The 17,880-nt window shown below is 59.1% G+C and carries 18 protein-coding genes; 13 read left to right on the top strand and 5 right to left on the bottom strand.

The window, feature by feature from the left end; all coding sequences use genetic code 11:
- Nucleotides 1-40 precede the first annotated feature (40 nt).
- Nucleotides 41-1,405, bottom strand: coding sequence for an aldehyde dehydrogenase family protein (locus HZS81_RS05370; protein WP_179929537.1), 1,365 nt, complete (start codon nucleotides 1,403-1,405; stop codon nucleotides 41-43).
- 90 nt (nucleotides 1,406-1,495) lie between these two features.
- On the opposite strand from HZS81_RS05370, the gene HZS81_RS05375 reads away from it, so the two are divergent.
- From HZS81_RS05375 to lpxL, 12 genes are all read left to right on the top strand, one after another.
- Entirely contained in the window at nucleotides 1,496-2,692 is a 1,197-nt protein-coding gene (locus tag HZS81_RS05375; protein ID WP_179929538.1) for a GNAT family N-acetyltransferase, read from the top strand.
- A 92-nt stretch (nucleotides 2,693-2,784) separates the two neighbouring features.
- Nucleotides 2,785-3,171, top strand: coding sequence for a cell division protein FtsB (gene ftsB, locus HZS81_RS05380; protein ID WP_338401813.1), 387 nt, complete (start codon nucleotides 2,785-2,787; stop codon nucleotides 3,169-3,171).
- On the top strand, nucleotides 3,168-3,854 hold the full coding sequence (gene ispD, locus HZS81_RS05385; RefSeq protein ID WP_179929540.1) for a 2-C-methyl-D-erythritol 4-phosphate cytidylyltransferase: 687 nt from the start codon (nucleotides 3,168-3,170) through the stop codon (nucleotides 3,852-3,854). The genes ftsB and ispD overlap by 4 nt, the downstream gene beginning before the upstream one ends.
- A 69-nt stretch (nucleotides 3,855-3,923) precedes the next feature.
- Complete coding sequence (gene ispF, locus HZS81_RS05390) at nucleotides 3,924-4,406, top strand: 2-C-methyl-D-erythritol 2,4-cyclodiphosphate synthase (protein ID WP_179929541.1); 483 nt, start codon at nucleotides 3,924-3,926, stop codon at nucleotides 4,404-4,406.
- Nucleotides 4,403-5,452 (top strand): tRNA pseudouridine(13) synthase TruD, encoded by a 1,050-nt coding sequence (truD, locus tag HZS81_RS05395; protein ID WP_179929542.1) that lies wholly within the window; start codon nucleotides 4,403-4,405, stop codon nucleotides 5,450-5,452. The genes ispF and truD overlap by 4 nt, the downstream gene beginning before the upstream one ends.
- 17 nt (nucleotides 5,453-5,469) lie before the next feature.
- Nucleotides 5,470-6,216 (top strand): 5'/3'-nucleotidase SurE, encoded by a 747-nt coding sequence (surE, locus tag HZS81_RS05400; RefSeq protein WP_179929691.1) that lies wholly within the window; start codon nucleotides 5,470-5,472, stop codon nucleotides 6,214-6,216.
- Complete coding sequence (locus HZS81_RS05405; RefSeq protein ID WP_179929543.1) at nucleotides 6,203-6,880, top strand: protein-L-isoaspartate(D-aspartate) O-methyltransferase; 678 nt, start codon at nucleotides 6,203-6,205, stop codon at nucleotides 6,878-6,880. The genes surE and HZS81_RS05405 overlap by 14 nt, the downstream gene beginning before the upstream one ends.
- Nucleotides 6,877-7,842: a DUF368 domain-containing protein gene (locus HZS81_RS05410; RefSeq protein WP_179929544.1), complete on the top strand. Its 966-nt coding sequence runs from the start codon at nucleotides 6,877-6,879 to the stop codon at nucleotides 7,840-7,842. Before HZS81_RS05405 ends, HZS81_RS05410 begins: the two co-directional genes overlap by 4 nt.
- A 7-nt stretch (nucleotides 7,843-7,849) precedes the next feature.
- On the top strand, nucleotides 7,850-8,887 hold the full coding sequence (locus HZS81_RS05415; RefSeq protein ID WP_179929545.1) for a peptidoglycan DD-metalloendopeptidase family protein: 1,038 nt from the start codon (nucleotides 7,850-7,852) through the stop codon (nucleotides 8,885-8,887).
- Between the two features lie 103 nt (nucleotides 8,888-8,990).
- Complete coding sequence (gene rpoS / locus HZS81_RS05420; RefSeq protein WP_179929546.1) at nucleotides 8,991-9,968, top strand: RNA polymerase sigma factor RpoS; 978 nt, start codon at nucleotides 8,991-8,993, stop codon at nucleotides 9,966-9,968.
- Between the two features lie 32 nt (nucleotides 9,969-10,000).
- Nucleotides 10,001-11,110 (top strand): alanine racemase, encoded by a 1,110-nt coding sequence (gene alr / locus HZS81_RS05425; RefSeq protein WP_179929547.1) that lies wholly within the window; start codon nucleotides 10,001-10,003, stop codon nucleotides 11,108-11,110.
- A 58-nt stretch (nucleotides 11,111-11,168) separates the two neighbouring features.
- Nucleotides 11,169-12,083, top strand: coding sequence for an LpxL/LpxP family Kdo(2)-lipid IV(A) lauroyl/palmitoleoyl acyltransferase (gene lpxL, locus HZS81_RS05430; RefSeq protein WP_179929548.1), 915 nt, complete (start codon nucleotides 11,169-11,171; stop codon nucleotides 12,081-12,083).
- Nucleotides 12,084-12,168: 85 nt separating this feature from the next.
- On the opposite strand, the gene speD is transcribed toward lpxL, so the two are convergent.
- From speD to HZS81_RS05450, 4 genes are all read right to left on the bottom strand, one after another.
- Entirely contained in the window at nucleotides 12,169-12,963 is a 795-nt protein-coding gene (gene speD, locus HZS81_RS05435) for an adenosylmethionine decarboxylase (protein ID WP_179929549.1), read from the bottom strand.
- A gap of 164 nt (nucleotides 12,964-13,127) precedes the next feature.
- On the bottom strand, nucleotides 13,128-13,547 hold the full coding sequence (locus tag HZS81_RS05440) for an OsmC family protein (protein ID WP_179929550.1): 420 nt from the start codon (nucleotides 13,545-13,547) through the stop codon (nucleotides 13,128-13,130).
- Between the two features lie 93 nt (nucleotides 13,548-13,640).
- The gene (gene murU, locus HZS81_RS05445; protein WP_179929551.1) at nucleotides 13,641-14,300 is read right to left on the bottom strand and encodes an N-acetylmuramate alpha-1-phosphate uridylyltransferase MurU; all 660 of its coding nucleotides are present in this window, start codon (nucleotides 14,298-14,300) and stop codon (nucleotides 13,641-13,643) included.
- Nucleotides 14,297-15,322, bottom strand: coding sequence for an aminoglycoside phosphotransferase family protein (locus tag HZS81_RS05450; protein ID WP_179929552.1), 1,026 nt, complete (start codon nucleotides 15,320-15,322; stop codon nucleotides 14,297-14,299). Before HZS81_RS05450 ends, murU begins: the two co-directional genes overlap by 4 nt.
- 70 nt (nucleotides 15,323-15,392) lie before the next feature.
- Between HZS81_RS05450 and HZS81_RS05455 the strand changes: the two genes are divergently transcribed.
- Nucleotides 15,393-17,840, top strand: a complete 2,448-nt coding sequence (locus HZS81_RS05455) for an LPS-assembly protein LptD (RefSeq protein WP_179929553.1) — start codon at nucleotides 15,393-15,395, stop codon at nucleotides 17,838-17,840.
- Nucleotides 17,841-17,880 lie beyond the last annotated feature (40 nt).

The following is a 17,880-nucleotide window of genomic DNA, read 5'->3' on the forward strand; positions in this document are numbered from 1 at the left end:
CATAGCAAAGAGTCAGGCAGGTGGCTGCGAGTCGCAAGGCTTAGTAGCCGAGCAGTTTGAGCAGCCATCGCCGGTAAGGGGGGCGAATGAGTGCGGTGGGAGCGCGATTTGCCTGGTAAAACACGCTACGTTGGTGGCTGAAGCGCTCAAAACCATGGCGGCCGTGGTAGGCGCCATGACCGCTGTCGCCGACCCCGCCAAACGGCAGTCCCGGTACGGCATGGTGCAAAAGCGTTTCGTTGAACACCAGCGCGCCGGAGCGCGTTTCGTCCGTTAGGCGACGCTGCAATGCGGTGTTGCGGGTAAAAGCGTAAAGCACGAGCGGGTGAGGGCGCGCGGTAATATAGCCAATAGCGGCGTCGATGTCTTTCACACTTAATACTGGCAACGCGCGGCCAAAAATTTCTTCTTGCATCAGCGCAAGGTCTTGGTTGGGGTCAACGACCAGCGCCGGGGCGTGTTCGCCCGGGTCAATCACGCGACAGCCGTGGTTGTGCGCCTCTTTCAGCAGCTCAGTGCTGCGAGCCGCGTGGCGCGCATTAAGCGGTGTCGTCATGTCGTGCTCATCCGGGCGCTGCTTGGCGATGGCCTCGCTGAGGGCGTGGATCAACGCGTCCAGGTGACGACCTTCGACTAGCACGTAGTCCGGGGCGATACAGGTTTGCCCGCCGTTGAAGCCCTTGCCGAAAATGATCGATTCAGCGGCAGCGTCAAGATCGGCATCATCGGCGACGATGACCGGCGATTTACCGCCAAGCTCGAGCGTGGTGGGCGTTAAGTTAGCGGCCGCGGCCTTGGCAACCTGCCGCCCTACGGCGGTGGAGCCGGTGAATAGCAGGTGATCAAACGCTAACGCGCTGAAAGCCTGGGCAATGTCGGCGTCGCCTTGAATCACGTAAAGCTCTTCCGGGTCGAAGTAGTGTGACACAAGATCGGCCAGGAGCTGACTGGTCGCCGGGGTGTGCTCGCTGGGTTTGAGCATCACGCGGTTGCCTGCGGCGATGGCGTCGATGGCGGGCATCAGCGCCAAACTCCAGGGGTAGTTCCACGGCGAAAGAATCCCCACTACCCCCAGTGGCTGCGGGGCGATGCGTGCTCGCGCGGGGAGCAGCCGCCACGAAACGCTCGACCGATGCGGGCGCATCCAGCCTTTGAGTTTACGCCGGGCGTATTGCGCGGCATGAATCACCGCGCTGGTTTCCGCCAAGCGGATTTCGCTCTCGCTACGCTGGCCGAAGTCTTGGATAATCGCGTCGATAATCTCGTTCTGATGGCGCTTGGTCATGCGCGCTAAACGCCGAAGCCGGTCACGGCGTGTGGCAAGGCTCGGGAACGGCGCCTGATCGGCGGCTTGGCGCTGAGTGTCAAAGCCGAGTTGAAGTTGGCGGTGAAGGTCGTGCGACATCGGCGCGTCTCCAGGTGAATCCCGTCGGGCATTCCGCTAGTGTATACGGTTCGCGGCGCTGTTCGTATCTTACTAAATTTTGGAGGTGCTATGCCCTCACCGACGCTTTCGTCCGGTTCATCGCCGCTTGTGTGTACTATTCTACCTGGGATTGCGCGCGTGGCCGCAAGTCAATGGGATCGATTGGTCGATCCCGATCAGCCGTTTTTGCGCCATGCGTATCTTCACGCGCTAGAAGCGAGTGGTTCGGTGAGTGTGGCGACTGGCTGGGAGCCAGCGCATCTCGCCGTGTGGCAAGGGCAAGATCTGGTGGGGGCTTTGCCGCTTTATCGCAAGCACCATTCGTATGGCGAATACGTCTTCGATTGGACCTTTGCCGACGCTTTGGAGCGCGCCGGTGGGCGTTACTACCCGAAAGCGCTGAGCGCGATCCCTTATACGCCGGTGCCGGGGCCGCGCACGTTGATGACTTCCGAAAGCGACGAAGCCGAGGTGCGCCAAGCGTTGGCGCAAGGCTTGTGGCAGCTGTGTGATGACGAGGCGCTTTCAAGTTGGCACCTTTTGTTCAGCGCGCTCGACGATGTGGCGGCCTGGCAGGCACTTTACCCCGAGCTCATCGCCCGCGAGGGGGTGCAATTTCAGTGGCGCGATGGGGGGCTAGATGGCCCGGGCTTTGGCGATTTCGACGGCTTTCTCGCGACGCTTACCGCCAAGCGGCGCAAAATGATCAAACGCGAACGGCGTATCGTGACCGATCAGGGTATTACCTTGCACCGCCTGGAAGGCGAGGCCATTACCTCCGAGGCGCTGGCGCATTTCTACCGCTGCTACACCAATACCTACCACGAGCGCGGCCGACCGCCGTATCTTAACCGCGACTTTTTCCAACGCATAAAACGCACCATGCCCGAATCGCTATTGCTGGTGCAGGCACGCTTGGACGATCGCCCGGTCGCCGCCGCGCTCTATTTTCGCGGTACGCAGAGCCTTTATGGGCGCTACTGGGGCAGCGAGGTACTCGCCGATTGCCTGCATTTTGAAGCCTGTTACTACCAGGGGATCGAATACTGTTTGGAGCAGGGGCTGACGCTTTTCGACCCCGGCACCCAGGGCGAGCATAAGCTGGTGCGCGGCTTTCACCCGCAGCCGCTTCGCTCGCTGCACTATTTTGCTCACCCTGGGCTTGCTGCCGGGGTTGCCCGGTTCTGCGAGGAAGAAGCTCAACACATGGCGGCTTACCGCCACGCGGCAAGCGAGGCACTGCCGTTTCGGCGTGAGGGTAAATAGCCCGAAAAGCGCCGGGCGGCTCGCTGCGTTAAGTGCTTGGTGGCATAATGCGGCGCAGTGTTTTTCTCCACATTTTTTCAGTAGGCGGTGCGGTGAGTAGCGAAGCGAACGGTAACGCGACAAGTGGCTGGCCTTTTAGGAAGTGGCTCGCGCTGGGGCTGTTTCTGCTGCTGTTATTGCTGCAGTATCAACTCTGGTGGGGAACCGGTGGCTGGTTCGATCTGCAGGCGGTGGAAAAGCGGGTGGCCGCTCAGGAGGCGGAGAATGCGCCGATGCGCGACCGCAATGCTCGGCTCGCCGCTGAGGTTACCGATCTCAAGCAGGGGCTGGATGCGATTGAAGAGCGTGCGCGCAGCGACATGGGCATGGTGCGCGCGGATGAGCAGTTTTTCTGGGTGCCGGGCGTGGCGATTGAGCCGCAGTTGATCGAAATCAACGCCGGTCTCGTCGCCCCTCCGGCACAAAAGGTCAGCGAATGAGCGCCACCACTTGGCTGATTGTGCCCGCGGCTGGTCAGGGTAAGCGCATGGGGGCGGCACTGCCCAAGCAGTATCTCACGCTTGCGGGCGCGCCGATTCTCGCCGTCACCTTGGCGCGCCTGCACGCGGCACTACCGCACGCGCGTTTAGTGCTGTGTCTGGATGAGCAGGATCGCTGGTTTGACCCCGCATGGGTGCCGTTTGCCCACTGGCAGCGTGTCTCGGGCGGGGCCGAACGCATGGATAGCGTGTTGAATGCGCTGCAAGCGATTGATGCCACTGGTGATGACGTGGTGCTGGTACACGACGTGGCGCGCCCCTGCGTAAGTACGGCAGATGTGTGCGCGCTTGAACAGGCCGCCACGCAGCACGCCAGCGGGGCGCTGTTGGCAATGCCGGTGGCGGATACCATGAAGCGCGAAAGTGACGGTGCCAGCGCGCGCACCGAGCCCCGCGATGGCTTGTGGCACGCGCTGACCCCACAAGGGTTTCGCTATGCGCTGCTGTGCCAGGCGCTCGTTCACGCCCGCGAGCACGACACCCTGGTCACCGATGAAGCCTCCGCGGTCGAGGCCATAGGTCATACGCCCAAACTGGTAAGCGGCCGGCGTGACAACCTGAAAGTCACTCACCCAGACGATTTAGCGCTGGCGGCGGCGATTTTGGCCGCGCAGCGCGAGTAGAGCCGCGCGTGAATGCGCTGTCTTTGATGCGCTTTTTTATATGTGATCGATAACGAAAAGGAGTGTTGGATGCGCATCGGCCACGGCTTTGATGTTCACCGTTTTGGCCCCGGCGAGCATGTCATGATCGGCGGAGTTAAATTGCCTTTTACTCACGGCTTTGTGGCTCACTCCGATGGCGATGTGCTGCTTCACGCGCTGTGCGATGCACTGCTCGGCGCCTGTGCGTTAGGCGATATCGGCCGCCACTTCCCCGATACTGATGAAACTTGGAAAGGCGCGGATAGCCGCGACCTGCTGCGCCGGGTATGGGCGCTGGTGCAGGATGCCGGTTGGGACGTGGAGAATCTGGATGCCACGATCATGGCGCAGGCGCCGAAAATGGCGCCGCATATTGAGTCCATGCGCGAGATCATTGCTGGCGATTTAGCGCTGTCGCTTTCCCAAGTCAACGTTAAAGCCACCACCACCGAGCGCCTTGGGTTTACCGGCCGAGGGGAAGGCATTGCGGCTGAAGCCGTGGTGCTGCTCACGCCGCGGGGCAACCCATGAGCGAGCTTCCCGTTTGGGCGCGCACGCTGGACGCTGCGTTTGGGCCGCCGTTGCCGGGGCAATATCGCGCCGCGCCTGAAGATTTTATCGTCGAGGAGCAGCTTGATTTCACTCCCGAAGCCCACGGCGAGCACCTGTGGCTTTATATCGAAAAACGCAACCAGACAACCTTGGACGTGGTGAAGCAGCTTGCGCGGCTGAGCGACGTCACGCCAAGAGACATTGGTTACTCAGGAATGAAAGACCGTGTGGCGGTGACCCGGCAGTGGCTGAGTGTGCACTTGCCGGGGCGCGATGCGCCGGTTGACCTCACCGAGCGTTTAGCCGCCGTGGACGTGCGTGTCTTGGCGCAGGCGCGCCATCCGCGTAAGTTAAAGCGCGGCGTGCATCGTACTAACCGTTTCACCCTACGCCTTAGCGGCGCGGTGGTGGAAAGTGATAGCTTCACCGCACGCTGGGAGGCGCTTTGCCATCACGGTGTGCCGAACTACTTTGGCCCGCAGCGCTTTGGCCCGGGCGGTCGTAACCTCGTCCGCGCTGAGGCCGTATTGGCGCGCGGCTGGCGCAAACGTGATGATCGTCAAGGAATGCTGCTTTCCAGCGCGCGCAGTTTTTTGTTCAATGAGCTTTTGAGCGCGCGGATTAAGGCGGGTAGCTGGAACAAACCGCTGGCCGGTGACACGCTGATGCTGGACGGCACGCAGAGTGTATTTCGCCCCGATCAGGTCGATTCAACGTTAGAAGCTCGCGCCGAGGCTTTAGACATTCACCCCACGGGCATTTTGTGGGGCGTGGGCTACGCGCCGGACGAATCCGCCGCGCAGCGACTTGAAACGGCGCTTTCCGAGCGTCATCCGGCGCTGTGTGACGGACTTTCGCGTAGCGGTGTTAAACCAGCGCGTCGCGCGTTGCGAATGCGCTTGGGCGAGCCTGAATGGCAGGTTGAGGAGGACAGTTTCGTGCTGCGTTTTTCATTACCGCGCGGCGGTTTTGCTACTGCGGTGCTTAGCGAGTTGATGGCGCACCCTGACTTTGCCAGCGGTTAAACATAAGGAGATAAATGATGCGGCGACTGCTGCTTTCCAACGACGACGGCGTTCATGCGCCCGGCCTGCGCGCGCTGTATGAGGCGCTGACGGCGCACGCGAAAGTGCGTGTAGTGGCGCCGGATCGCGACCGTAGCGGGGCAAGTAATTCGCTGACACTGTCCCGCCCGCTACGCCTGAGCGCGTTGGATAATGGGTTTTACAGCGTCGATGGCACGCCGGCCGATTGCGTTTACCTCGGCGTCAATGGGGTTTGGGATGAGATGCCCGACTTGGTTATCTCGGGAATCAATCACGGCAGCAATCTTGGCGATGACGTGCTTTATTCCGGTACCGTAGCCGCCGCCATGGAGGGGCGCAACTTAGGCATGACAGCGATTGCCATGTCGCTTTGCGGTGAGCGCTACTTTGAGACCGCCGCGAAAATGGCCGCCACCCTCGTCGGCGCGGCGGATCAACTCTCGCTACCCCCACGTACGTTATTGAATGTTAACGTGCCGGATGTGCCCTGGGAGCAAGTTCGCGGTGTGCGGGTCACGCGTCTCGGCTTTCGCGGCCCGGCGGCCAAACCGCTCGCCACCGAAGACCCTAGGGGCCGCACGCGTTATTGGATCGCCGCGGTGGGGGAGAATGCCGATGATGGCGAAGATACGGATTTTGCCGCCGTGGAGGCGGGTTTTGTCTCCATCACGCCGCTGCAGACCGATTTAACCCGCCACCCAGCGCGTGGCGATGTGCAGGATTGGTTGGATGCTTTTGCCTAAGTTATCTCCCACAGAGTTGCGCGGACGCGGCATGACCTCGCAGCGCACGCGTGACCGGATGGTCGAGCGTATGGCGCATCAGGGCATTCGCGATGAGCGGGTGTTGGCGGTGATGGCCAACGCGCCACGGCATCTGTTTGTCGATGAGGCGCTAGCCCACCGCGCCTACGAAGATACGTCGTTGCCCATTGGCTTTGGGCAGACACTCTCGCAACCGCTGACCGTGGCGCGCATGACGGAGCTGACGCTTCGTGAGGCGCCGCGTCGCGTATTGGAACTCGGCACCGGTTCGGGGTATCAAACGTTAATTCTTTCACGCTTAGTGCCTGAACTCTATTCACTTGAGCGTATTTATGCCTTACACCAGCGCGCCGCTCAGCGGCTTAGGCGGTTGGACGCAAAAGCGCGTCTTGCGGTAGCAGATGGCAGTAGCGGTTGGCCACATGCGGCCCCCTTTGATGTCATTTTGCTCACCGCCTGCGCTCAGGCGCTTCCGCCGACGCTGCTAGAACAGCTAAGCGATGGCGGTGTGCTGATTGCACCGCTGGAAGAAGCCGACGGTACCCAGTGGCTCACGCAGGTGCGACGGGTCGGGCAAGATTACGACAAGCGCCGGCTAGAGCCGGTGCGGTTTGTTCCCCTGTTGCAAGGAGTGGTGGATTGAAGCGTCAAACATTGGGCATCTTTTTTAAAGGCGCCGGGATGGGCGCCGCTGACGCGGTGCCTGGAGTGTCAGGCGGGACGATTGCGTTCGTCACCGGCATTTATGAGGAGCTGATTTACACCATTAGCCAATTTGGTCCGAGTGCCTGGGGAGCTTTTCGCCAAGAGGGGGTAAAAGGGGTATGGCGCCATCTGAATCTGGTCTTTTTGCTGCCCTTGCTGCTAGGGGTCGCGGTCAGTTTGTTCAGCGTGGCACACTTGGCAGTTTGGCTGATGGAGGCGCACCCGCTGCTGCTTAATGGCTTCTTTTTTGGGCTCGTTGCCGCCTCGGCACTGGTGGTGCACCAGGCGCATCGTCATTGGAAGCTCTGGTACGTGCTGCCGTTGATCGTGGGGCTTGTGATTGCTAAGGCATTGCCGGGACTGATGCCGCTTGTGCTGATGCTGGGTAACGAAGCGCTGATCGTGGCGGTGGCTGGCGCGATTGCGATTAGCGCAATGATACTTCCCGGTGTGTCGGGTAGCTTCTTGCTTCTCACCATGGGGCTTTATGGCACGATTATGCAGGCGATACGCGGGTTTGATATGACCGTGATCGCAATTTTTGCGGCTGGCTGCGCCGTTGGTCTTGCGCTCTTCTCGCGTCTTTTGTCGTGGCTCTTGCGCCGCCATCATGGTGCCACCATGCAGTTGCTATTAGGCTTTATTATCGGTTCGTTGCCGGTTCTCTGGCCTTGGCGCGAGCTGGTAAGCTATCAACTAGGCCCCAATGGGCAGATGATCCCGTTGGCGCATCGTTACCTGATGCCGGATGATTACGCGGTACTGATCGGCGGCTCCGCTCAGGTTTGGGGAGTTATCGCTCTCATGCTAGTGGGGGCGGCGTTGGTTGTCGCACTCAATCGCCACGCCTCAGGCTCAAACACGTCACGCGGCGCTCACCTCAGCGCTGAAAAGGAGTAAGAATTGCATGCGTAAGGTTTTGATGATGTCGGCACTTGCCCTGGCCGTTGCTGGCTGTGCCAATCAGCAAGGCGCTGGCCCGCAAGTACGTGACTTAAGCGACGCGCGTCGGGCAGTCGAAAGCACCCCGCAATATACCGTCGAGGCGGGCGATACGCTCTATGGTATTGCGTGGGAACACGACATGGATTACCGCGACCTTGCTGCGCTTAATGATATTGCACCGCCTTACAACATTTACCCCGGCCAATCCATTCAACTGCGCGAAGGCCAGACCAGTGGCGCCCCTGAGCGCGATAGCGATTCGCGCGGTTCGCAGGGGGCGGTTGCCACCGGGTTAGGCGCAAGTAGTGCTGACGTCGCGCCTGAAGAGCAAGAAATGGATTGGCTTTTGCCGGATGAGTCGGCCATTGAGCGCAATCAGCGCATTACGGCAGAGCGCGAAGCGGATGAAGCCGCTGAAAGCGATACTGTAGCGCAAACCGAACAGACATCGGCTACTGAGACAAAGCCCGACGTAGGCGCGCAAGCAGCTTCCCAATCTGAACCAGAACCAGAACCAGAACCAGAACCAGAACCGCAAACCGCTGAAACCGAGCCGGAACCAGCTGCCGCACCTAGCCAAGCACCGAGTACGGATCGCAGTGATAGAACCTACACCCCCGCCGAAACGATCGACTGGCAATGGCCGGTTGAGGGCGATGTGGTTAGCACCTTTGGCGAAGGACAAAGTATAACTGCCGGGATTGATATCGCAGGGGAAAAGGGGCAACCTGTCAAAGCTGCAGGGCCTGGGATTGTGGTCTATGCCGGCAGCGGAGTTCGCGGGTATGGCAACTTGGTGCTTCTCAAGCACAACGACGCGTTTCTTACCGCCTATGCGCATAACGATAGCCTTAGCGTAAGCGAAAATGACGTGGTGAAAGCGGGCGAAACGATTGCCACGATGGGCGATAGCGACGCTGAGGACGTAAGGCTGCATTTTGAGGTGCGTCAGGATGGCCAACCTCAAGATCCCCTGAAGTTTCTGCCATCACGTAATTAAATCGACGCCTCAATAATGATAAAAGCAAACACAACAGCGGCGCACATAACGTTCTTGGCGTTCAGTTAGCAGAACAAAAGGCGAGATAACGGGGGTGGGGACGATGAGTATGCTGGAACGAGAACTACAGGAAGTAGATCTTAGTGATGCGGAAGAAGCGCTAAGCGAGATAGACAGCGAAGCGGCAGCTGCCGAAGAAGAAGCGTTTGAAAAAGCGCTCGGACGCGAAGGCCGCCAGCAGCAGCAAAGCCTGGATGCCACGCAGATCTATCTCAATGAAATTGGCTTCTCGCCGCTTTTAACGCCCGAAGAAGAGGTCCACTACGGTCGCTTAGCGCGTAAAGGTGACCCGCTTGGACGCTCGCGGATGATTGAGTCCAACCTGCGTCTGGTGGTAAAGATCGCTCGCCGTTACCTTAACCGTGGCTTGACGCTTCTGGATTTGATCGAAGAGGGCAACTTAGGCCTCATTCGTGCCGTGGAGAAATTTGACCCTGAGCGCGGCTTTCGCTTTTCGACGTACGCCACTTGGTGGATCCGGCAAACGATCGAACGGGCGTTGATGAACCAGACCCGCACGATTCGCTTACCGATTCACGTGGTCAAAGAGCTCAATATCTACCTGCGGGCCGCGCGGGAGTTGACGCAAAAATTCGACCATGAAGCCACGCCCGAAGAGATCGCCGACCATCTGGATAAACCGGTTGAAACGGTTAAAAAAATGCTCGGGCTCAATGAGCGTGTTTCCTCGGTCGACTACCCAGTCGGCGGCGATAGCGATAAACCTCTGATCGATACCTTGACCGATGACGACGACCACGGCCCTGAAGCCTCATTGGTGGATGGCGATGTCAAAGAACACGTTGACGAGTGGCTGGGCGAGTTGACCGAAAAGCAGCGCGAAGTGGTCGTACGCCGCTTTGGTTTACGTGGCCATGAAGCCGCTACCCTGGAAGAGGTCGGGGCGGAAATCGGCCTTACTCGTGAGCGTGTGCGCCAAATTCAAGTGGAAGCCTTAAAGAAGCTGCGGCGCGTATTGGAAAAGCAAGGCCTTTCACTGGAAGCCATTTTTGAAAGCTAATTTTAACCCACCGATGATAAGCGAGACCACGCATGCGCCCGTTGGTAGCTCATATCGACCTGGACGCACTGCGTCATAACTATCGGCTCGCCTGTTCCTGTGCGCCCCAAAGTCAGGCGGTTGCGGTAATTAAAGCCGATGCGTACGGCCACGGGGCGGTAGCCTGTGCAAAAGCGCTTGAAGGCGACGTTCTTGAAAAAAAAGCACCGGCCTTTGCCGTTGCTTGTATCGAAGAAGCGATGGCACTGCGTGACGCGGGGGTTCAAACGCCGATTGTGCTGCTCGAAGGTATTTTCTCCGCCGATGAACTCTCTTATGTGGATAAACACCGGCTATGGATGTCGATTCACAGCCGGTGGCAGCTCGAAGCCCTGCAGGCGTTTACGCCGAGCGCGCCCATACCCGTTTGGCTGAAAGTCGACTCCGGCATGCACCGACTGGGGTTTGCCCCCGAGCAGGCGGCAAGCGTATGGCGCAAGCTAGAGGCCATGCCAGAGGCCGGTGCACTGCACTTGATGAGCCACTTTGCGACGGCTGATGCCACGGATAGCGCTTATTTTTCTCAGCAAATGGCCATATTGGAAGCACTTGCCGCCGAGCTTAACGCGCCGCTTTGTTTAGCCAACTCGCCGGCAACACTGGCTCGCCCAGAAGCTCACGGCGCTTGGCACCGCCCCGGCGTCATGCTCTACGGCAGTGATCCGCTGGAAGCCCCCAATAAACTCACGCGCCAACTGCAACCGGTGATGACACTGCGCTCAGAGATTATCTCCCTGCGCGAGATCGAAGCGGGTGAGCCGGTTGGTTACGGCGGGCGTTGGCACGCGCCGCGTCGTTCGCGCATTGCGGTGGTCGCGGCAGGCTACGGCGACGGCTATGACCGCCATGCCGTTGACGGCACGCCGGTGCTGGTGAATGGTAAGCGCGCCGCACTTGCTGGCAAGGTCTCAATGGATATGCTTACCGTGGATGTTACGGATATCCCCGATGCGGCCATCGGCAGCGAGGTCGTGCTCTGGGGCAAAGCGCAAAACGGCGAAGTGCTATCAATCGATGAGGTCGCGCGCTGCTGCGACACCATCAGCTATACCCTACTCACCGGTGTGTTGCCGCGTGTGCCTCGGCGCTATGATGGCGTTTAAATCGGGCATGTCAACGTCACTGAGTCATCCTTTCACACTCAAAGATGAATGAAACCGCATGGCGAAATCGCGCTACCCCAATTCTTTTGCCCATCCCCGTTACTGGCCGACATGGCTTGCCATTGGCGCTATGTATGTGGCGGCTTGGTTGCCGTGGCGGGTTAAACTGTGGCTGGGGAAAGGCATTGGTTTGGCGGCCTGGCGCTTGGCCAAACGGCGCCGGCACATTACCGAAACCAACGTGGCGCTCTGTTTTCCTGACAAAAGTGCTGACGCGCAGCGCCGCCTGGTGAAGGAAACGTTCATTGCCAACGGCATTGGGCTGCTGGAAACCGCGGCGGTTTGGTGCCGTGATGCCGAAGACTTTCGCCACCGGGTGGCGTGTGTCGGCGAGGAGCACCTCGCTCGCGCCGAGGCGCAAGGTAAAGGCGTACTGATTATCGGTGTGCACTTTTCGGCGCTGGACCTGGGTGGCGCGCTGCATTCACTGTTTTTTTCCGCCGATGCGGTATACCGGCCGCACAATAATCCGCTGTTTGACCGCTTTATGATGCGTGCACGTAAGCGTAATTTTGGTCAATTGATCGACCGATACGACTTACGTACCGCCGTGCGGCGGATAAAGGCGGGGCGCTCGGTTTGGTACTCTCCGGATCAAGATTTTGGCCGTGATGCCAGCGTATTCGCGCCTTTCTTCGGCCAGCAGGCCGCGACCATCAAGCTAACGGCAAAAATCGCGCGCTTAACCGGCGCCCCTGTCGTGCTGCTGATGTTCCACCGCAACCCGGATAACCGCACTTATACGTTCGAGTGGCTGCCCGCTCTGGAGGGCTATCCTAGCGGTGACGATGTCACCGATGCCACGCGCGTTAACGCCATCATCGAGCGGGCGATTCTTACCCATCCCGAGCAATACCTATGGCTTCATCGGCGGTTTAAAACCCGACCCGAAGGCGAAGCGAAGATTTATTGAACACTTGCCCGAAAAACAAACCGGGCCTGCATATGCAGGCCCGGTTTTTCCCATATATTTAGCCGTAATGTAGTTAGCGATAATGCTAATCCAAATTGCGCGAGTAGAAAATTTCGAGCATCTCTTTGCGCAGGCGGTTTTCGATATCGCGGGCTTCTTCGAAGGTGATGTCACGCTGTGAGATGCCGAACAGGTAATTATCCAGATCGAAATCCTTCAGCAGCATTTTGGTGTGGAACATATTCTCTTGGTACACGTTCACATCAATCATTTGATACTGCTGCTTAGTATCGTCGGCGAGATAATCCTGGATCGAGGTGATCTCGTGATCAATGAAGAGCTTTTTGCCGTCAACGTCACGGGTAAAGCCGCGCACCCGGTAATCCATGGTGACAATATCGGAATCGAAGCTGTGAATCAGGTAGTTTAGCGCCTTGAGTGGGCTGATATGGCCGCAAGTCGACACATCGATATCCAACCGGAAAGTGCTAATACCGTTATCTGGGTGCGATTCAGGATAGCTATGCACGGTCACATGACTTTTGTCCAGATGCGCGACCACGGTTTCCGGTAGCGGACCAGGGCCAGGCTCGGTTTGGCCAGGATCGACCTCGTCGAGCTCGTGCTCAGCAATAAGGATCGTTACGCTCGCGCCATGAGGCTCATAGTCCTGGCGGGAAATATTGAGCACATGAGCGCCAATAATGTTGGTCACGTCCTTGAGAATCTGGGTCAGGCGCTCCGCATTGTAGAGCTCATCGATATAATCGATGTAAGCAGCTCGCTGCTCTTCGGTTTTGGCGTAACAGATATCGTAAATATTGAAGCTCAAAGAGCTGGTCAGGTTGTTAAACCCGTGGAGTCGGAGATTATCTGACACGTCCGAACCTCCCTATGGCGGATGAAGACACCCCGACGAGCCAGCGCCGGAACCAAGTCCACTTGCATGAGTGGAAAAGCCGTTGAATACAAGCGCGCGTATTATGCCCGGCTGAAGGCAGCGATGCATCTGACCGGGCCATTTTTTTCGTTGCTTGGGTACGGCTACGCTTCAACGATTTCAAACGTGTGGGTGATCTCAACGCCACCCTGGCCGAGCATGATTGAGGCGCTGCAGTATTTATCCGCAGAGAGCTCGACGGCGCGCTGCACCTGTTTCTCTTTGAGCCCGCGGCCTGAAATCACAAAGTGAACGTGAATCTTGGTAAAGACGGACGGCACGCTGTCGGCGCGCTCGGCGTCAAGCTCTGCCACGCAGTCGGTCACATCGGCGCGTGCTTTATCGAGAATATTGAGAATATCAAACGCGGTGCACCCGCCCATACCCATTAGCAGCATTTCCATCGGGCGTGGACCGGTGTTGCGTCCGCCGTGCTCGGCTGGGCCATCGATCACGACGCTGTGCCCGCTGCCGGATTCCGTCACAAATTGGCGACCATCGGTCCATTTAACCCGTGCTTTCACGTTTCTCTCCTGTCTTGTCGGTCTTGCGTTTGGCTGACGGTACGTATATGGCATGCAGCATAACATTTAATCGCTTTTGTGCGGTCAACTTGGCTAGACGTTATCGCGAAGCGCGCGATCAAGCGCTTTAAGCCGTTCGGGTGTCCCCACGTCCACCCATTGGCCGCGAAAGCGCTCGCCGCTGACGCGGCCTTCTGTGATCGCCGCTTTGAGCAGCGGCGCCAGCGCGAAAGCGCCGGGCGCATGCTCGGCGACAAGCGCCGGGGCAATCACGCTCAGACCCGAGAAGGTGAGCTTAGGCTCCCCGAGAACGCGGCCGCCGCTCAGTGTAAAGTCGCCTTTTGGATGATGCTCAGGGTTGTCCACGAGCATAAGATGGGCAAGATCACCGTCTTCTAACGCAAGTTGGCTTGGCAGCGTCTCGCACCACACATCGCCATTAACCAACAAAAAGGGCGCCTCGCCAAGGAGCGGCAGCGCCTTTCGAATACCACCTCCGGTTTCAAGCGGGGTTTCCTCGCGGCTGAAATGCAGGCGTAACCCAAACGCTTGGCCGTCGCCGAGGGCCTGCATAATCTGCTCACCACGGTAGCTAACGTTGATGACGATATCCACAAAGCCAGCACGCTTTAAGCGCTCCAGGTGGTGCACAATCAGCGGTTTTCCCGCCACTGTTAACAGCGGCTTGGGGCAGGTGTCGGTGAGCGGGCGCATCCGTTTGCCGAGCCCGGCGGCCAGAATCATCGCTTTCATTTGGGCCGCTCCTGAGCGTCGAGCGTGGCGAGTTTTTGTGTGATCGCCGGGCGCAGCGTCTGGCCGAGCCAATCGGCAAAGTTGGCGTGCTCTGGGAGCGCGGCGAGGCTGTCTTCCAAATGCACGAGAAAATCGGGCAAGCGTTCGAGATACCCACGTTTGCCGTCGCGAAGGGTGAGGCGGCAGAAAATCCCCAGTACTTTCAGCGAACGCTGAGCGGCCATGGCGTGGCTCTGACGTAGGAAGGTCGCTTCGTCCGTAGCGCTTGATAACCGGCCATCGTTGCGCGCCTGGCGGTAAACATCGGCCATAAAGCCGTCAAATTCATTTTGGCAAAAGCGCCAGTAGCGCCCGCGGAGGAGTGAAATCGCATCGTAGCTTAACGGCCCTGCCACGGCATCTTGAAAATCGATCATGTAAAGCTGGCCCTGATGCGGCATCAGGTTCATGGCATCAAAATCGCGGTGGACGGTGACCGCCGGCTGCGAGAGCGCTTGCTCAATTAGCGCGGCGCGAAGGGCATGCCAGCTCTCCGGCTCCGGCAGGCCAAGCCAAGCGCGCAAGTGCCACTCGGGGAATAAATCGAGCTCGCGGCCAAGTAGCGTTTCATCAAAGGCAAGTAGGGCAGCCGGATTGGCGCGATTTTGCAGCGCCCCAATCAACTCAAGCGCGTCACGGGTGTGGTCGTGAACGGCATCGGTGTCGGTGAACAGCGTTTGCAGCGGGGTTTCACCGAGATCATCCAGCAATAAAAAGCCGGCATTCAGGTCAGCGGCGTGAACACGCGGCACGGGCAGCCCCGCCGCTCGCCATTGGCGCGCTATGGTGACAAACGGCGTAGAGTCTTCTTGGTCGGGTGGGGCGTCCATCACTACCTGCGTCTCGCCGCTTGGCAGCGTGAGGCGAAAATAGCGCCGAAAGCTCGCGTCGCCGCCAGCGGGCGCGAGGTGTATGTGGTGGGGTGTGAGGCCGTGTTGTGTCGCGGCCCAGGTCAAAAGAGCGTTTATCCGGGATGATGACATGCAAGCTCCTGGCTGGTCGGGCATGATGCGAGCTGTATAATACCGATTCTCGATGCCAAGGATAACGAACATGGGCAAGCGATTTTTGCGTACCGCGCCGCTAACGCTCGCCGGCGGCCTGCTTGCGGGGGCCTCAAGTGCCGCGATTGCCCAGAGCGAGCCGCTGCCAGCCCAGGCGCTGGACTGGCAAGCCTGGGAGCAAGGCGAAGCAGCGAGCCGGGTGTGTCGCGGGCGCTATGTGATGCCGGGCTACCGCCTGCCGGTTGGTGATGACCCGCGCGAGCTGCAGGTGGAAACCAGCGAATCCGACTACGCGGCGGATGGCGAAGCGATCCTGCGCGGTGACGTTGTGTTGCGCCGCGGGGACACGGAGCTTGAAGCCGAGTATCTTCACATACCGGCCAGTCGAGAACGGGTCGATGCCGAAGGTGCGTTTGCGCTACGCGATGGTCGCGCGCTTTTGCGCGGGTCTGAGGCGACGATGTCGCTGGTGGAGGATCGTGGAGAGGTGAGCAACAGCCACTACGTGCTTTACGAAGAGCGCGTGCGCGGCCAGGCCGAGCGCTTAGAGCAAGTGGGTGACGCGCAGTATCGCCTGCGAGACGCGAGTTTTACCACCTGCGAACCCGGCGAAAGCACCTGGCAACTGATTAGCGGCGATATCCGCCTAGATCAAGCCAGCGGTTTTGGCACGGCGCGCAACGCGCGTTTGCAAATCCACGACGTACCGGTGTTTTACTGGCCGTGGTTACGCTTTCCCATCGATGATCGCCGCCATACCGGTTTGCTCTCGCCAGCGATCAGTTTCTCCAGCGACCAGCTGGATTACACGCAGCCCTTCTACTGGAATATCGCTCCCAATCACGATGCCACCGTTACCCCACGTTGGATCAGCGACCGCGGCCTGCTACTTGGCGGCGAGTATCGCTACCTGATGGAGCGTCATGGCAGTGGTAGTCTTGAAGGGGCGTGGCTGAATAGCGATAACGGCGGCTCCGGCGGTGATGAAGGGCGCTACCAAGGCGAAAACCGCTGGTATTTTGACGCCGAGCATCAAGGTCGCGTTAACAACCGCAGCAAGTATCAGCTACGTTATGGTGCGGCAAGTGACGGACGCTATTTTGATGATTTTGGCAACGAATTTGGTTCCAATGATCGCTACGGTATGGAGCGCTTGGCCCAGGTGGGTTATCAAGGCGAGCGCTGGCGTTTGGATGCCCGTGCCCAAGGCTATCAGCGCCTGGATGACCCCTTAAGCGACAGCGATAAACCTTTCTACCGCTTGCCCAGCTTGACCGCCCAAGCGCGCTGGCAGCAGGAGAGCGGCCTCTACAGCGAATGGAACAGCAACGCTACCTACTTCTGGCGCGATGTGGATGAAACCATGGTGCCCGAGCGTGAAGCGGCTACCGGTGGTCGTATCCACTTAGCACCAGCGCTGGGGTGGCGCTTTGAGCGCCCGTGGGGCTACTTGGAGCCGCGTACCGAGCTTTGGAACACCGCCTACGCATTGGATTACGGCAACCGCGAAACGACGTTGGATCAATCGCCTGATCGCAGCGTCGCGATCAGCTCCCTCGATGGCGGACTTGTCTTTGAGCGTGAGCTGGATCTTGGCGAGCGCAACTATCGTCAGACGCTAGAGCCACGCGTGAATTATGCGTTTGTTCCGCGCACCAACCAGGTGGATTTGCCCGAGTTCGACAGCCGCGAGCGTGCCTTCACATGGGGGCAACTGTGGTCGGCAAAGCGGTTCTCGGGTACTGATCGGGTGGGCGATTTAAACCGCCTCTCGCTGGGCGTGCAGTCGCGGCTGTTGGAAAGCGAGTCGGGCCAAGAACGTGTGCGCGTCGGTGTCGGGCAAAGCCTCTATTTCGCGGATCGCCGCGTGGGGATCGACGGCGATGACAGTACTTTGCCCGAACGTGCAAGTGCCCATAACGATGTCAATCCAGAAAGCTATTACCAGGCTACTCGGGAGCGCTCACCATGGGTCACGCGGCTTGACTGGCAAATTAATGACCGCTGGAGCACCGGCGCCGAGTGGCTTTACGATGACCAGCGCGAGCTAACCGAGCGCTCAAGTGTCGATCTTGCCTACCGTCATCCGCGTGGTCACGTGGTGAACCTTGGCTACCGCTGGGAGATCGAAGGCTTTGACCCTAGCCTCGTGCCCGGCGATGACAGCTACCGGCGCTACGCGCGAGAAGAATGGGATGTATCGCTTGCGTGGAAGGCGAGCCCGCAGATTGATTTGATCGGCCGTTACCTTCACGATCAAACCAATGAGCGCCCGCTGGAGCAGCTTTATGGCGTGCAGTGGAACGATTGCTGTTATGGCGTTCAGCTCGTGTGGCGCCAGTGGCTGGATGACAACGATACGGCGCGTGTCGGGGACGACTTTAACGACCGCGGCCTGTTCTTACGCTTTGTTTTCCGGGGGCTTGGCGGGGTTGGCCAAGAGGCGGACAGCTACTTTGAACGCACCATTCCTGGCTATCGCCCAACATCGCTCTAAGCGTTGGCAGGCGATGAGACAGGGTAATTAAAAGAGACGT

Source organism: Vreelandella salicampi (genome assembly GCF_013415105.1).
Lineage (GTDB): Bacteria > Pseudomonadota > Gammaproteobacteria > Pseudomonadales > Halomonadaceae > Vreelandella > Vreelandella salicampi.

Excerpts from the sequence above, each read along its gene's own strand:
- HZS81_RS05370 (WP_179929537.1), bottom strand. The coding sequence starts at position 1,405 with ATGTCGCACGACCTTCACCGCCAACTTCAACTCGGCTTTGACACTCAG.
- HZS81_RS05375 (WP_179929538.1), top strand. The coding sequence starts at position 1,496 with ATGCCCTCACCGACGCTTTCGTCCGGTTCATCGCCGCTTGTGTGTACT.
- ispD (WP_179929540.1), top strand. The coding sequence starts at position 3,168 with ATGAGCGCCACCACTTGGCTGATTGTGCCCGCGGCTGGTCAGGGTAAG.
- ispF (WP_179929541.1), top strand. The coding sequence starts at position 3,924 with ATGCGCATCGGCCACGGCTTTGATGTTCACCGTTTTGGCCCCGGCGAG.
- truD (WP_179929542.1), top strand. The coding sequence starts at position 4,403 with ATGAGCGAGCTTCCCGTTTGGGCGCGCACGCTGGACGCTGCGTTTGGG.
- surE (WP_179929691.1), top strand. The coding sequence starts at position 5,470 with ATGCGGCGACTGCTGCTTTCCAACGACGACGGCGTTCATGCGCCCGGC.
- HZS81_RS05405 (WP_179929543.1), top strand. The coding sequence starts at position 6,203 with ATGCTTTTGCCTAAGTTATCTCCCACAGAGTTGCGCGGACGCGGCATG.
- HZS81_RS05415 (WP_179929545.1), top strand. The coding sequence starts at position 7,850 with ATGCGTAAGGTTTTGATGATGTCGGCACTTGCCCTGGCCGTTGCTGGC.
- rpoS (WP_179929546.1), top strand. The coding sequence starts at position 8,991 with ATGAGTATGCTGGAACGAGAACTACAGGAAGTAGATCTTAGTGATGCG.
- alr (WP_179929547.1), top strand. The coding sequence starts at position 10,001 with ATGCGCCCGTTGGTAGCTCATATCGACCTGGACGCACTGCGTCATAAC.
- lpxL (WP_179929548.1), top strand. The coding sequence starts at position 11,169 with ATGGCGAAATCGCGCTACCCCAATTCTTTTGCCCATCCCCGTTACTGG.
- murU (WP_179929551.1), bottom strand. The coding sequence starts at position 14,300 with ATGAAAGCGATGATTCTGGCCGCCGGGCTCGGCAAACGGATGCGCCCG.
- HZS81_RS05450 (WP_179929552.1), bottom strand. The coding sequence starts at position 15,322 with ATGTCATCATCCCGGATAAACGCTCTTTTGACCTGGGCCGCGACACAA.
- HZS81_RS05455 (WP_179929553.1), top strand. The coding sequence starts at position 15,393 with ATGGGCAAGCGATTTTTGCGTACCGCGCCGCTAACGCTCGCCGGCGGC.